The organism is Pseudomonas sp. WS 5410 (assembly GCF_012985645.1).
GTDB classification, from domain to species: domain Bacteria; phylum Pseudomonadota; class Gammaproteobacteria; order Pseudomonadales; family Pseudomonadaceae; genus Aquipseudomonas; species Aquipseudomonas shahriarae.
This window is the reverse complement of record NZ_JAAQWS010000030.1, coordinates 11,740-25,002: the sequence shown is the minus strand read 5'-3', so window position 1 is coordinate 25,002 and position 13,263 is coordinate 11,740. Positions and strand designations below refer to the sequence as shown.

Here is a 13,263-nt window from a genome sequence, read left to right as displayed (position 1 = left end):
TAAAATTTTTACGAACCTTACATTTCGACAACCCAAACGTTTGGGCAAACAATAAAAAATACGCCGGACGCGGCCGACTTTTTGACTTCTGCCATCATTTTGAAGAGTCAGATCCCTATGAACAGCCCCGCTATCCCGTCTTTCCGCTACCAGATTTTCTTCCTGATCATGCTGATGGCACTGCTCAACTACATCGACCGCGGCGCGATTGCCTATGCGTCGGCGAGCATTCTGCCCGAGTACGGTTTCGACAAGGCCGACTGGGGCAACGTGCTGGGTTACTTCGGCTACGGCTACATCCTGGGGGCATTGGTCGGTGGCATTCTGGCCGACCGTTTTGGTGCCAAGCGCATCTGGCTGATCGCCGGCGCCACGTGGTCGATCTTTGAAATTGCCACGGCCTTTGCCGGTGACTTCGGGCTGGCGTTCCTCGGCGGCTCGGCCATGGCCGGTTTCGCCACGATCCGCGTGATGTTCGGGTTTGCCGAAGGTCCGGCGTACTCGGTGATCAACAAGAGCGTGGCCAATTGGGCCACGCCCAAGGAGCGCGGTTTTGTGGTTTCGGTCGGCCTGCTCAGCACCCCCTTGGGGGCACTGCTCACCGCACCGGTGGCCGTGGGCCTGCAAACCCTGACCGGCAGCTGGCGCAGCATGTTCGTGGTGCTGGGCGTGGCCAGTCTGGCGCTGCTGATCTATTTCATGACCCGTTTCACCAACACTCCGGATGAAAACCCGCGGGTATCCAAGGCCGAACTCGACTTCCTGCGTAAAGAGCGCGCCGAAGCCGCCAATGCCTCGACCCCCACCACCAGCGTCGCGCCGGTCTGGCACTTCTTCAAGAACAAGGACCTGCTGCTCAATGCCGTCGGTTACTTCTCGTTTGTGTACGTGACGTTCCTGCTGCTGACCTGGACCCCCAAGTACCTGCAGGATGAGTTCCACTACAACCTGTCGTCGCTGTGGTACATGGGCATGATCCCGTGGACCGGCGCCTGCTTCACCGTGCTGCTGGGCGGCAAAATATCGGACTGGCTGCTGCGCCGCACCGGCAACCTGAAAGTCGCCCGCAGTTGGCTGGCCGCGACCTGCCTGCTGCTGACAACCCTGTGTTTCATCATGGTGTCCCAGGCCCAGACCGTCTGGGGCGTGATTGCCTTGATGACGTTGGCCAACGCCTTGAACGCCCTGCCCAACTCGGTCTACTGGGCCGTGGTGATCGACACTGCGCCGTCCAATCGAGTTGGCGCCTACAGCGGCATGACGCACTTTATCGCCAACACCGCTTCGTTTATCGCCCCGATGCTCACGGGCTACCTGACCGTGCATTACGGCTATTCGTCGATGTTCGTGGCCGCCGCAGTGGCCACGGCGCTGGGCATGAGCGCAATGCTGATGGTGCGCCCAGGTGGTCGCCAGGTCGCCCCACCCTTTGTACCCGCAGCTGTTTGATGGAGTTGTTTATATGAGCCTGGTGAAGCCTACCCACGCTGGATATTTTTGCGGTCAGTCGATCATCACGCTGGCCGCGCGCCTGCGGGCTGGTAGCGTGACCAGTGTCGAGCTGACGCAAGCCGCCCTGGACAGCATCGAGCGCTTGAATCCGCGATTAAATGCGTTCGTTCAAGTCGATGCCTGCGTCGCCCTGGCCCAGGCGCGCAAGGCCGACGCGCTGTTGGCCCAAGGCCTGGACCTGGGCCCGCTGCACGGCATGCCGGTCGCGGTCAAAGATAACATCGACACGTTTGACTACATCACCACCTACGGCTCCGCGCATTTCGAGGGTTTCCAGCCGGACCGCGATGCCCTGTGCGTACACCGGGTGCGCGAAGCCGGGGCGGTGATTATCGGCAAGACCCTGACCCACGAATTCGCCTACGGCCCGACCGGCGATCGCTCGTTGCAAGGTGCGGCACGCAACCCGTGGGATGCCCGTTGCATCACTGGCGGCTCCAGCGCCGGCAGTGCCGCGGCGGTGGCCAGCGGCATGGTGCCGCTGGCCCTAGGCACCGACACCGGCGGCTCGATCCGGATCCCTTCGGCCTTGTGCGGCACGGTCGGCTTCAAGCCCTCGTTTGCCTGCGTGCCGGTGGACGGGGTGTTCCCGCTGTCATCGAGTCTCGACCACGTAGGCCCCATCGCCAACCATGTCGAAGATGCGCGCCTGTTGTTCGAGGTGTTGGCCGGACGCGCCGGTACGCCTGCAACCCACCCGCAGCCGCTGCGGGTTGGCTGGATGACTTGCCCCAGCTTCGGCCCGGTCGACGCCGACGTGCATCAGCAGGTCTATGGGGCGGCGCAGCAGCTGTTTGGCGACGCACTGCAGGAGACCGACGAACTGCACCACATGGCGGCGGGCATGAAAGACACCCTGCTGACACTGCAACGTGCCGAGGCCTTCGAGGTGCATGCCGAACGCATGCGGGATGCGCCGCATAAGTTTGAACAGGAGGTACGCGAGCGTCTTGAGGTATCGGAGGAAGTCAGAGGCTGGCAATACATTCGCGCACAGGCCAGCCAGGCGCAGTACAAAGCGGCGATGGCGCGCCTGTTCGAACACTATGACTTGCTGGTTTCGCCCAGCGTGCCGATTACCGCGACTGAGGTAAATGCACGCAAGGTGCGGGTGGGCGAACAGGACATTGATGTACGCGCCGCCGTGCTCAGCTATACCAGTGCCTGGAACCTCACCGGCCTCCCCGCGCTCAGCCTGCCGGTGGGGCACGTGAGGGGCATGCCGGTGGGGTTGCAGGTGATTGGCGCCGCTGGCGCGGATGATCGGCTGTTGCAGGTGATGAGCAGGCTGTTTGTGCGGGAGTGAGGGCAAGACCCCACAGGTTGAATGTGGGATCAGGTCTTCAGCCTATTCGCCTGACGAAGCCAGAATCGCCTGCAACAACACATCCGCCCCCGCTGTGGACCAGTGCGGGTGGATCTCTTCCGCCTCGTTATGGCTCAAGCCATCCACACACGGCACAAAAATCATCGCCGTCGGCGCGACCTGGTTCAGGTAGCAGGCATCATGCCCGGCTCCGGAAATCATGCGCCGATGGCTATAGCCCAAGGCCTCGGCCGCAGCCTGCACCACGTCCACGCAGTCTTTGTCGAAGGCAATCGGTGCGTACTGGAAGATCTGCTTGACGCTGGCCTGCAAGCCAATCCCCTCGGCGATGCGCGCCACTGCTGCGTGCAGTTGCTGATCCTGCACGGCCAGCACCGCTTCATCGGGATGGCGGAACTCGACGCTGAAAAACACCCGCCCCGGCACCACGTTGCGTGAGTTGGGGAAGATATTGGCCATGCCCACCGTTGCCCGCCCTTCGGCGCCTTGGGCCAGGCCGATCTGGTTGACCGCCTCCACCACCCGGGCAAAACCCAGCAGTGCATCCAGGCGGTGATCCATGGGCGTGGTGCCGGCATGGGCACTGCGCCCGCTCAGCTCGACTTCATACCAACGCTGGCCCTGGGCGCCGGTGACCACACCGATGGTCAGGTCCTGGGCCTCAAGGATCGGGCCTTGCTCGATATGCAGTTCATACGCCGCATGCACCGCCTGGCCGCCCACAGGGTGCGGGCCGGCGTAGCCGATCTGTTGCAGTGCCTGGCCGATGCTTACACCAGCCTTGTCTTCGCGGGACAAGCCGTACTCCAGGTCGAACACCCCGGCATACACCCCCGAAGCAATCATCGCCGGGGCAAAGCGCGAGCCTTCTTCGTTGGTCCAGTTGACCACCTCGATCGGCCGGTCGGTCTCGATGCCCAGGTCGTTCAAGGTGCGCAGCACTTCCAAGCCGGCGAGTACGCCGTAGATGCCATCGAACTTGCCGCCCGCCGGTTGTGAGTCACCGTGGGAGCCGGTCAGCACCGGGGCCAGGTGCTCATGCCGGCCGGCGCGGCGGGCGAAGATATTGCCCATGGCGTCCACACGGATGCTGCACCCGGCCGCCGTGCACCAGGCCACGAACAGGTCGCGGCCGCGCCGGTCTTCGTCGGTCAGGGCCAGGCGCGAGACGCCGCCCTTGGGCGTGCCGCCGATCTGCGCCATTTCCATCAGCGAGTCCCACAGGCGCTCGCCGTTGACCCGGGCCAGGGCGCTCACGAGCGCGGCTCCCGGGGCTTGGCGTGGTAGCGGAAGTCACAGCTTGGCGCGCCGCCCATGATGGTCTGGGTGCGCGTCAATTCAATATTGGGGTTGTAGCCGACGATAAACAGCTCGTCGCGGTTGCACGACAACAGGTGGCCGATCTCGCCCAGGCCCATCTCGTGGTACATCTCGGCATAGCGGCAGCGCTTGACGTCATAGTCGTAATGCTCGGCGTCGCTGGCGATGATCTCGACTTTCAGCGCGTCGTCCTTTTCCCACAGCACTTGCAGCTCAACGAAGCTCTTGAGGTCGGCGCCCTGCTCTTCCTGGGCGGCAAAATGCTTGCCGGCCTGGATCGCGGCGTTGCCCACCGCTTCGCCAATCACCGCTGCGGCAAAGGCCTTGCCCTGCTCGCGCACGAGGATTTCGTAGATCGGCTTGATGATCTCGGCTTCGATGCGCCGGCGGGCCAGGATGCCCAGTTCACCTTCGAGTTTGCTCATTGCATGCCTCATTCAAATGGCTACGAAGATCCAATGTTGGTGCTCCACATGTAGGAGCTGTCTCGCCGGGTGAGACAGCCCCCACTTGGGACGCTCCTACGCTTAGATCCAGCGCGTTACTTTTTGCCGCCAGCCACGCTTACCGGTTGCCATTGATTGGCCTTGACCTGGTAAACGGTGAACGACGGGTTCTGTAGATTGCCCTGGGCATCGAACGCGAGGGTCCCGGTCACGCCCGGATAGCTGATGGCGCGCAGGACCGGCAGGTACTTCTGCGGGTCGGTGGAGTTGGCCTGTTCGATGGCGGCGATCAGCACGCCGACACCGTCATAGGCAAACGGCGCATGCAGCTCGATATTGCTCTTGAAACGCGCCTTGTAGGCGTCTTCAAAGGCCTTGCCACCCGGCATCTGTGCCACGGCCAGGCCCGGCTCCAGGGCGATTACGCCCTCGCCTTCGTTCTGCGCCAGTTGCAGGAAGGTCTGGCTGACAAAGCCGCCCGCGCCCATCAACGGTGCCTTGATCCCCAACTGCTTGATGCGTCGGGCCAGCGGTGCAGCCTGGGAGTCGACGCCGCCAAAGAAGATCAGGTCGGGGTTTTGCCCACGGATATTGGTCAGCACCGCACTGAAGTCGATGGTCTTGTCGTCCACGTATTCACGGGCAACCACCTTGGCGCCACCGGCCTCGATGGATTTGACGAACTGGTCCGCCAGGCCCTGGCCGAATGCGGTGCGGTCGTCGATCACGGCGATACGCTGCGCCTTGAGGGTCTTGAGCGCGTAGTCGCCGGCGACCTGGCCGCCGTCATCGTCATGGCCCATGATCCGGAAACTGGTGTCGAAACCTTGCTGGGTATAGGCGTGACCGGTGGCCACTGGCGCGACCTGGGCAATCCCGGCGTCATGGTAGACCCGCGCGGCCGGGATGCTGGTGCCGGTGTTCCAGTGACCGACCACGCCAACTACGCCTTCGTCCACCAGGCGCTGGGCCACGGTGACGGCGGTGCGTGGGTCGGACTGGTCGTCTTCGGAGACCAGTTTGTACGTGACCGCTTCGCCGTTGATTTTCGGATGCTTGGCGTTGGCCTGGTCAATGGCCAGTTGCGCGCCGTTTTCCAGGTCTTTGCCGATCCGCGCCGACGGGCCGGTCAAGGGCCCGGCCAGGCCGATCAGGACCGTCTGGTCGGCCTGGGCCACACCGCTCAGGGCCAGGCTCAACAACAGTACACGTTTGAAGGGGGCAGTCTTGTTCATCAGTTTTTCCTGTTTCTCATCAGGCCCTCATGGCCTGTGGGGGTGGGCGAAACACGCCGGGCGTCCGGTGGCGTTTGTTATGGGGTTATTCACCGAGGTAGGCACTGCGCACCTCGGGGTGGTCGAGCAATTGCGCGCTGGCGCCGCTGAGGCTGATGCGCCCGGTGTCCATCACGTAGGCGCGGTCAGTCACTTGCAGCGCAAGGCGCGCATTCTGCTCCACCAGCAGCAGGGTCATGCCCTGGCGGCAGACATCATCAATCACCTGGAACAGCTTTTCGACCATGACCGGCGCCAGGCCCATGGATGGCTCGTCGAGCACCAGCAACCGCGGCTTGGACAGCAGCGCACGGGCCAGGGCGAGCATCTGCTGCTCGCCCCCGGAGAGCAAGCCGGCCGATTGCTGCAAGCGTTCTTCCAGGCGCGGGAAGTGCTCGAACAACTGGCGGATTTCCAGGTTCACCTGGTGCGGGTCGCGGCGCAGGAACGCCCCGGCCTGGAGGTTTTCCAGCACGCTCATGCGCGCAAAAATGCCGCGCCCTTCGGGCACCATGGCGATGCCCAGGGTCAGGCGCTCATGGGGCGCCAGGCTGAGGATCGAGCGCCCGGCAAAGCGGATCTGCCCCGCAGCGGCCGGCAGCAACCCGGTCAGGGCCTTGAGGCTGGAGCTTTTGCCGGCGCCATTGGCACCGATCAGCGTCACCCGTTCGCCTTCATTGATATGCAGGTCCAGGGACTTGACCGCCTCGATGGCGCCGTAGCGCACCTTCAGGCCGTCAATCTGCAACAACGCTTCAGACATGGGCGCCGGCTCCCAGGTAAGCCTGGATCACTTGCGGGTGGCGGCGCACTTCGGCAGGCGCGCCCACGGCGATCACCCGGCCGTAGTCCAGCACGCTGATGCGGTCGCACACGCCCATTACCAGCTTCACGTCATGCTCAATCAGCAGCAGGGTGTGGCCGTCGTCGCGGATCTTTTCCAGCAGGCTGCGCAGCTGCACTTTCTCGCTGGCATTCATCCCGGCAGCCGGCTCGTCGAGGGCCAGCAGGCGCGGCTCGGTGGCCAGGGCGCGGGCAATTTCCAGGCGCCGCTGATGGCCGTAGGACAGGCTGTCGGCGCGGTAGTGGGCAAACCCGGCGAGGCCGACATAAGCCAGCAAGCGGTGGGCGTGGGCGCGGGTCTGCGCCTCTTCCTCGCGCCCACGCGAGTGCCCGCTCAAGGCCGCCCACACGCCGTTATGGGTGCGCACATGGCGCCCGACCATGACGTTTTCCAAGGCGCTCATGGCGTTGAACAGGCGGATATTCTGGAACGTACGCGCAATGCCGGCGCGGGCCACCTGGTGCACCGCCGTGGGCTGGTACTCCTGGCCGTCGAGTTGAAAGCGCCCGGAATCCGGGGTGTACAGCCCCGTCATCACATTAAAGAAGGTGGTCTTGCCGGCGCCATTGGGCCCGATCAGGCCGTAGATTTCCCCGGCCTCGATACTCAGGCTCACGTCATCGAGCGCAGCCACGCCGCCAAACTGTTTATTGACCTTCTCGATCTGCAATAACGGATGATTCAAGGTGCACCTCCTGTGCGGCTCGGCCAGAGGCCGGCGGGTCGATACAGCATCGCCAGAATCAGCGCCAGGCCGTAAAACAGCTGGCGGATAATCTCCGGGTCCACCAGCACCTGGCCAAACAGCGCCTGCTGCAAGGGGCCCATGCTGGCGCGTAACGCTTCGGGCAAGGCTGCGAGCAACACGCAGCCCAGAATCACCCCGGGGATATGCCCCATGCCGCCGAGCACCACCATGGCCAGCACGGCGATGGACTCGTTGAGGGTGAAGGATTCCGGTGAAACAAAGCCCTGGAACGAGGCAAACAGCGCCCCGCTGATACCGCCGAACGCCGCGCCGATGGCAAATGCCAGCAGCTTCAGGCGCAAGGTATTGAGGCCCATGGCCTGGGCCGCCTCTTCATCCTCGCGGATCGCCATCCAGGCGCGGCCGATGCGCGAGCGCTCTAGGCGAATGCAGGCAAACAGGATCAGTACCACCAGCGCGGCGAACAGGTAGTAATAGAGGTAGACCGAGGGCAAGCGCAGGCCGAACAGTTCCTGGGTACGCCCCAGGTTGACCCCCAGTAGCGTCACCGGGTCGACCTGGGCGATGCCCTTGGGACCATTGGTGAGGTTCACCGGGCGGTCGAGGTTGCGCAGCAGGATGCGGATGATTTCGCCAAACCCCAGGGTGACGATGGCCAGGTAGTCGCCGCGCAGGCGCAGGGTCGGCGCCCCCAGAATCACGCCGAACCCGGCCGCCAGCAGCGCGGCCAGCGGCAAGATCAGCCAGATCGAGGTGTGCATGCCCTCCGGCAGCAGCGCCAGCAAGGCTGGGAACTGTTGCACCAGATGGGGCGATGACAGCAAGGCCGCCAGGTAGGCGCCCACCGCGTAGAAGGCGATAAAGCCCATGTCCAGCAAACCGGCATAGCCCACCACGATATTCAGGCCCAGGGCCAACATGATGTACAGCAGGGCAAAGTCCAGGGTGCGCACCCAGGTATTGCCGCCGGCATGCCCGACAATCCAGGGGGCCAAGACCAGGGCCAGGGCGAACAGCAGCAGCCCCAGGCTGGCGCGTTTGCTCGAAGGGCTCACAGCGGTTGCCAGGCTCATGCGCGGGTCGCCAATCGTTCGCCCAACAACCCCTGGGGCCGCAACACCAGCACCGCGATCAACACGATAAACGCGAACACGTCCTGATAGTTGCTGCCGAACACACCGTTGGTGGCAGCCCCCAGGTAGCCGGTGCCGAGGGCTTCGATCAGCCCCAGCAGCAGGCCGCCGAGCATCGCGCCCTTGAGGTTGCCGATGCCGCCCAGCACCGCCGCGGTAAACGCTTTGATCCCGGGCAAAAAGCCCATGTAGAAATGCGCGCTGCCATAGTTGCTGGCCATCATGATGCCCGCCAGCGCGGCCAGGGCGCCGCCGATGGCGAAAGTCATGACGATGATGCGGTTCGGGTTGATGCCCATCAGGCTCGCCACTTGCGGGTTCTCGGCCACCGCGCGCATGGCCCGGCCAAAGCGCGTGCGCTCTACCAACAGCAACAACCCGAGCATCAGGCTTAACGCCACGCCAATGGTGGTCAGTGCGGTGGCATTGGTCACGGCAGCGTGGGTGGCATCGCCAGCAAGTACTTCGATAGGTTCCAGGGGCAGCAATTGCGGGAACATCTGCGGGTTACGGGTCCAGACCAGCATCGCCACGGTCTGCAACAACAGCGACACGCCGATACCACTGATCAACGGTGCCAGGCGCGGCGCGTTGCGCAAGCGCCGATAGGCAACACGCTCGATCACCACCGCCAGCACCGCACAAAAGGCCATGGCGATCATCGCCGCCGTCAGCAGCAACAGCACCGGCGGCATATCCGGCCAGGCTGCCTGCAGCACGCGGATCACCGACAGGCCCACCAGTGCGCCGATCATCAACACATCGCCATGGGCAAAGTTGATGATGCGCAAAATGCCGTAGACCATGGTGTAACCCAAGGCGACCAGCGCGTAGAGACTGCCCGACAGCAAGCCGTTAAGCAGTTGCTGGATAAACGCATCCATGAGAACCATCAACTCCCTTTACAAAAAACGTCGTGGCCAAGGCGCGCGACTAAAAAGCCCGAGCGCGGAACACTAGTTATTTATTCTGTTTTTATCAAATATCTGAAGGGAATATGGTTATACCAACTACAAAACCCCCTATACACGGGACCTTTTTGCGCTTTATTTATCTTTTTACTTAGTATTTAATTCAATACATGAATAATTTAGAACAGTTAGCCAACGATCCGCCCCTACGGGCCGTGCGTACTTTCGAGGCCTTTGCCCGCCACGGTGGTGTCAATGCCGCCGCCCGCGAGCTGGGGGTGTCGCCCTCGGCTGTCAGCCATCAGTTGCACTTGCTCGAGAGCTTCCTGCAACAGCCGCTGACGATGCGCCAAGGCCGCAACCTGGGCCTGACCGAAGAAGGCCGTGAGTACTACCGGGCGATTCGCTCGGCCTTCGCGGTACTGCGCAGCGCCACCGAACACGTGCGCGAGAAAAGCGCGACACGCCAGGTCACCATCAGCCTGATCCCGATGTTCGCGACCAACCTGTTCATCCCGAGCCTGGCGCAGTTTTTGAGCGCCAACCCGGCGCTGGATATCAACATCACCTACGCCAACCACCGCAGCTACCCCAGCGATGCCGCCGACCTGTCGATCCGCTTCGGCACCGGGCACTGGCCGGGTTATCACAGCGAGCCCCTGATCAGCGGCGCGGTCACGCCGTTCTGCAGCCGCGAATTCCTCCAGCGCCACGGCCCTATCGACAGCCCCCAGGCCCTCAGCGAACTGCCCCTGCTGCACGACGAAGAGCGTGGTACCTGGGGCCAATGGTTCGATGCCGCCGCGGTCAACCACAGCAACACACACAACGGCCTGCTGCTGGAGGACGGCCAGTTGACCCTGGTCGCCACCCGCACCGGCCTGGGCTGCTCGCTGCTGCGCGCGCCGTTGGTGGCGCCACTGATGGCTACGGGTGAGCTAGTGCAATTGTTTGACCTGCAGGTGGATGACGGTCGCCAGTATTACCTGTGCCGCCGAGCCACCAGCGAGCTGTCGAGCGAGGGCAATAACCTGTATGACTGGATCAAGGCCCGCTTGGGCCACAGCCCCGTGTAGGGGCACGTCATGCACGAACGGCATCCCTGTGGCGAGCGGGCTTGCTCGCGCTGGGTCGCGCTGGGTCGCGTAGCGGCCCTAAAAATGGGACTGCTGCGCAGTCCAACGCGGGCAAGCCCGCTCGCCACACTTTCTTTGTGCTTACCAACTGAACAGCATTGCGTTTTCCGGCCCGTGTATCATCAGTGCGGGCTCGCCGGTATGATCCGAGGCTCCAGAGCCTCATTGGACCCACCCTTATGCCCGGTGCCTTTACCCGCCCCACTCCCGCCCCCTTGCTCAGCCAGGGCGAGACGGTGGTGCTGTTCGACGGGGTCTGCAAACTGTGCAATGGCTGGGTCAGGTTCCTGATCCGCCATGACCGCCACCGGCGTATTCGCCTGGCGGCCGTCCAGTCGCCCGAAGGCCAGGCACTGCTCGCCTGGGCCGGCTTGCCCCTGGATCAATTCGACACCCTGGCGGTGATTCGCGACCAGTACTACTGGGTCCGCTCCAACGCAGTCCTGCAGATCATCGCCCTGCTGCCCATGGCCTGGCGGCCGCTACAGTTGCTGCGGGTACTGCCACGGGTACTTCGTGACTGGGCCTATGACCGCATCGCACGTAACCGCTATCGGCTTTTTGGCCGGTACGACAGCTGCCTGCTGCCCGATCCTGATCATGCGCAACGCTTCTTGAAAACCCCGCGATGAGTACACTGACACGCATCAACTGGATCGCACGGGCGGGTCTGGCGTTCATGTTTGGCTACCACGGCCTGGTTCCCAAGCTACTGTGGCTCAGCCCTGGCGAAAGGACCATGATCCTGGCCCATGGGATCGAGCAGGTAGAACTGTTCGCCACATTGGCCGGCGTTGGGGAAATTGCCCTGGCCTTGTGGCTGCTGCTCGCACCGCGCAGTCCCTGGCCGTTGCTCCTCGCCGCAACGTCGCTGGTCATCCTGCTGCTGGATGTCGCGCTACTCAATCCAACGATGCTCAGGGATGCCTTCAACCCGGTCTCACTCAATATCGCCGGCCTCGCCCTGTGTGCGATCGCCTGGTATACCCGGCCTACATCATCAGTTCGAGCAACTGCCACGGGGTCATCTTCGTCACCATGATCAGCACGATCACAAACATCCCCAGGAACCCGAGTATCCCCAGCCAGAACCATCGCCTGTACACGCTGTGATACTCGGTACCGAGCTCGTTGCCTGCAACATCGGCGTTGGCTGCGATGACCTGTAGGCGCTTCTGCAACACCAATACCGGGAGCCATAGCAACCCCACGCACAAGAAAATGATCAGCGCCGTCAGCACCCACCCGGTCGTCAGAGGAAGGCCTGTCAGCCGGGTCAGCAGGTAGCCCGTGACTATCTGTATAAAGCCGGCAGGCGTGGTGATCCAAGTGTCGAACCGCACCACCATTCTGGCCACCTGAGCGATCACCTGGGGATTGGCCGTGCGGCTGGCGGCAATCAGATAAAGGTATGAACCCATGCCAAACCCGAACAGGAACACCGCGGCGATGACATGCAGGTACTTCAAGCCCAGATAAAGCATGCTCAACGCTTTCCGTCAGCGCATTGCACGGTGAGGCTCAGATTTTGCGGGTCGTTGATGGCAGTCATGTACTCGTCGACGTTAATTTCGCCGACACACGCCCGGGCACCGTGTTCGGGCAGATAGCCTCCGGACATTTTTGCGGCCAGGGCGACGGCGGCACAGCTTGGTATTTCCGGCCCCTTGTCATTCAGGGCTGTCAACTGCAGCGTCATGGACAATGGCCCACCATCAAGACCAAGCCCCTGCACGTCGATGTACATCGCACTTTTGCCATCGCCAAAGCGTTCGAACCAAGTCCCCAAACGATGCAGTCTGCCCGCCCAGGCCGCATGGTCACGTACCAGCCCCGTACGCAGCGCCTGGGCCAACAGGTAATTGGCGACACCGCCCAGCTTCAAGCCCGCGCCCGCCTTGAAGGCCAGGGTATGGGCGCCATAGCGGCTGGCGAAAATATCCATATCTGGCACATCGACATTGGCCAATAGCCGGGTACCCAGGCCAGGCATCTTGCGTAACGTCAGATCCTGCCAGCCCAACACCTCATGCACCTGGCCATCTTTCAGTTGTTTGATCGGCTTGCCAGCGTAGGCAAGCACGCCTTCGACGGTAGACAGGCCAGGCATCTTCGCCGAAGAAGAAATGCCATGCTCGATCGCATCAATGCGCTGGAAGTGATGCCGCTGCTGATCGATCAGAGCTGCCGACAACGTCGGCACCGAGCTGCAACCGCTGAGGATCGCCACCCCCGCTTGCCTGGCGCGCGCATCCAGCACGCCAATGCCGTTGACAAAGGTGCGACAGTCCGAGAGGTCACAGTAATTGACACCCGCGTCGATGCAGCTCTGGGCTACGGCATAGGACTGCCCCTGGAATGGACCGCCGGTATGGATCACCAGGTCGATCGCCATCGAGCCCAGCGCCGCTCGGAACTCGCTGCCCATCGCATCGCCGCACCAATACTGACAGGTACGCCCTGTTTGCGTGTCTAGCGCTTGAACCTTGCACAGCAACTTGACCCGGTCGCGCCCTGATATCACCAGGTCAATACCTGGCATTCCAATCAAATGCCGACTGACGATGGAGCCGAAATTGCCGTACCCACCGATCACCATCACCCTGAACCTCATTTATCTATTCCTTGAAAGACGGGATCCCGCAGAGCTT

Annotated in this window: 14 protein-coding genes; 5 read left to right on the top strand and 9 right to left on the bottom strand. The window is 62.8% G+C overall.

What is annotated here, in order from left to right:
- Positions 1-117 precede the first annotated feature (117 nt).
- Entirely contained in the window at positions 118-1,449 is a 1,332-nt protein-coding gene (locus HBO24_RS27705; RefSeq protein ID WP_115127994.1) for an MFS transporter, read from the top strand.
- Between the two features lie 13 nt (positions 1,450-1,462).
- Positions 1,463-2,818: an amidase gene (locus HBO24_RS27700; protein ID WP_170060740.1), complete on the top strand. Its 1,356-nt coding sequence runs from the start codon at positions 1,463-1,465 to the stop codon at positions 2,816-2,818.
- Between the two features lie 42 nt (positions 2,819-2,860).
- Here the strand turns inward: HBO24_RS27700 and HBO24_RS27695 are convergent, their stop codons facing one another.
- The 7 genes from HBO24_RS27695 to HBO24_RS27665 form a co-directional block, all read right to left on the bottom strand.
- A complete protein-coding gene (locus HBO24_RS27695; protein ID WP_076964775.1) occupies positions 2,861-4,096 on the bottom strand; it encodes a Zn-dependent hydrolase in 1,236 nt (411 codons plus the stop codon).
- Positions 4,093-4,584, bottom strand: coding sequence for an L-2-amino-thiazoline-4-carboxylic acid hydrolase (locus HBO24_RS27690; RefSeq protein ID WP_057438692.1), 492 nt, complete (start codon positions 4,582-4,584; stop codon positions 4,093-4,095). The genes HBO24_RS27695 and HBO24_RS27690 overlap by 4 nt, the downstream gene beginning before the upstream one ends.
- A 116-nt stretch (positions 4,585-4,700) precedes the next feature.
- On the bottom strand, positions 4,701-5,840 hold the full coding sequence (locus HBO24_RS27685; protein ID WP_115127991.1) for a branched-chain amino acid ABC transporter substrate-binding protein: 1,140 nt from the start codon (positions 5,838-5,840) through the stop codon (positions 4,701-4,703).
- An 85-nt stretch (positions 5,841-5,925) separates the two neighbouring features.
- The gene (locus HBO24_RS27680; RefSeq protein ID WP_170060739.1) at positions 5,926-6,642 is read right to left on the bottom strand and encodes an ABC transporter ATP-binding protein; all 717 of its coding nucleotides are present in this window, start codon (positions 6,640-6,642) and stop codon (positions 5,926-5,928) included.
- Entirely contained in the window at positions 6,635-7,408 is a 774-nt protein-coding gene (locus HBO24_RS27675) for an ABC transporter ATP-binding protein (RefSeq protein WP_029292970.1), read from the bottom strand. Before HBO24_RS27675 ends, HBO24_RS27680 begins: the two co-directional genes overlap by 8 nt.
- The gene (locus HBO24_RS27670) at positions 7,405-8,505 is read right to left on the bottom strand and encodes an ABC transporter ATP-binding protein (protein WP_057438695.1); all 1,101 of its coding nucleotides are present in this window, start codon (positions 8,503-8,505) and stop codon (positions 7,405-7,407) included. The genes HBO24_RS27675 and HBO24_RS27670 overlap by 4 nt, the downstream gene beginning before the upstream one ends.
- Complete coding sequence (locus tag HBO24_RS27665; RefSeq protein WP_057438696.1) at positions 8,502-9,449, bottom strand: branched-chain amino acid ABC transporter permease; 948 nt, start codon at positions 9,447-9,449, stop codon at positions 8,502-8,504. Before HBO24_RS27665 ends, HBO24_RS27670 begins: the two co-directional genes overlap by 4 nt.
- Before the next feature lie 197 nt (positions 9,450-9,646).
- On the opposite strand from HBO24_RS27665, the gene HBO24_RS27660 reads away from it, so the two are divergent.
- The 3 genes from HBO24_RS27660 to HBO24_RS27650 all read left to right on the top strand — a co-directional run bounded on the left by HBO24_RS27660 (position 9,647) and on the right by HBO24_RS27650 (position 11,654).
- On the top strand, positions 9,647-10,552 hold the full coding sequence (locus HBO24_RS27660; protein ID WP_170060738.1) for a LysR substrate-binding domain-containing protein: 906 nt from the start codon (positions 9,647-9,649) through the stop codon (positions 10,550-10,552).
- 239 nt (positions 10,553-10,791) lie between these two features.
- The gene (locus HBO24_RS27655; protein ID WP_170060737.1) at positions 10,792-11,244 is read left to right on the top strand and encodes a thiol-disulfide oxidoreductase DCC family protein; all 453 of its coding nucleotides are present in this window, start codon (positions 10,792-10,794) and stop codon (positions 11,242-11,244) included.
- On the top strand, positions 11,241-11,654 hold the full coding sequence (locus HBO24_RS27650) for a DoxX-like family protein (RefSeq protein WP_170060736.1): 414 nt from the start codon (positions 11,241-11,243) through the stop codon (positions 11,652-11,654). Before HBO24_RS27655 ends, HBO24_RS27650 begins: the two co-directional genes overlap by 4 nt.
- On the opposite strand, the gene HBO24_RS27645 is transcribed toward HBO24_RS27650, so the two are convergent.
- Entirely contained in the window at positions 11,605-12,096 is a 492-nt protein-coding gene (locus HBO24_RS27645; RefSeq protein ID WP_170060735.1) for a DUF2269 domain-containing protein, read from the bottom strand. The two genes, HBO24_RS27650 and HBO24_RS27645, sit on opposite strands and share 50 nt — an antisense overlap.
- Positions 12,097-12,098: 2 nt before the next feature.
- Entirely contained in the window at positions 12,099-13,226 is a 1,128-nt protein-coding gene (locus tag HBO24_RS27640; protein ID WP_170060734.1) for a saccharopine dehydrogenase, read from the bottom strand.
- Positions 13,227-13,263: the final 37 nt, after the last annotated feature.

Excerpts from the sequence above, each read along its gene's own strand:
- HBO24_RS27705 (WP_115127994.1), top strand. The coding sequence starts at position 118 with ATGAACAGCCCCGCTATCCCGTCTTTCCGCTACCAGATTTTCTTCCTG.
- HBO24_RS27700 (WP_170060740.1), top strand. The coding sequence starts at position 1,463 with ATGAGCCTGGTGAAGCCTACCCACGCTGGATATTTTTGCGGTCAGTCG.
- HBO24_RS27690 (WP_057438692.1), bottom strand. The coding sequence starts at position 4,584 with ATGAGCAAACTCGAAGGTGAACTGGGCATCCTGGCCCGCCGGCGCATC.
- HBO24_RS27685 (WP_115127991.1), bottom strand. The coding sequence starts at position 5,840 with ATGAACAAGACTGCCCCCTTCAAACGTGTACTGTTGTTGAGCCTGGCC.
- HBO24_RS27680 (WP_170060739.1), bottom strand. The coding sequence starts at position 6,642 with ATGTCTGAAGCGTTGTTGCAGATTGACGGCCTGAAGGTGCGCTACGGC.
- HBO24_RS27670 (WP_057438695.1), bottom strand. The coding sequence starts at position 8,505 with ATGAGCCTGGCAACCGCTGTGAGCCCTTCGAGCAAACGCGCCAGCCTG.
- HBO24_RS27665 (WP_057438696.1), bottom strand. The coding sequence starts at position 9,449 with ATGGATGCGTTTATCCAGCAACTGCTTAACGGCTTGCTGTCGGGCAGT.
- HBO24_RS27660 (WP_170060738.1), top strand. The coding sequence starts at position 9,647 with ATGAATAATTTAGAACAGTTAGCCAACGATCCGCCCCTACGGGCCGTG.
- HBO24_RS27655 (WP_170060737.1), top strand. The coding sequence starts at position 10,792 with ATGCCCGGTGCCTTTACCCGCCCCACTCCCGCCCCCTTGCTCAGCCAG.
- HBO24_RS27650 (WP_170060736.1), top strand. The coding sequence starts at position 11,241 with ATGAGTACACTGACACGCATCAACTGGATCGCACGGGCGGGTCTGGCG.
- HBO24_RS27645 (WP_170060735.1), bottom strand. The coding sequence starts at position 12,096 with ATGCTTTATCTGGGCTTGAAGTACCTGCATGTCATCGCCGCGGTGTTC.
- HBO24_RS27640 (WP_170060734.1), bottom strand. The coding sequence starts at position 13,226 with ATGAGGTTCAGGGTGATGGTGATCGGTGGGTACGGCAATTTCGGCTCC.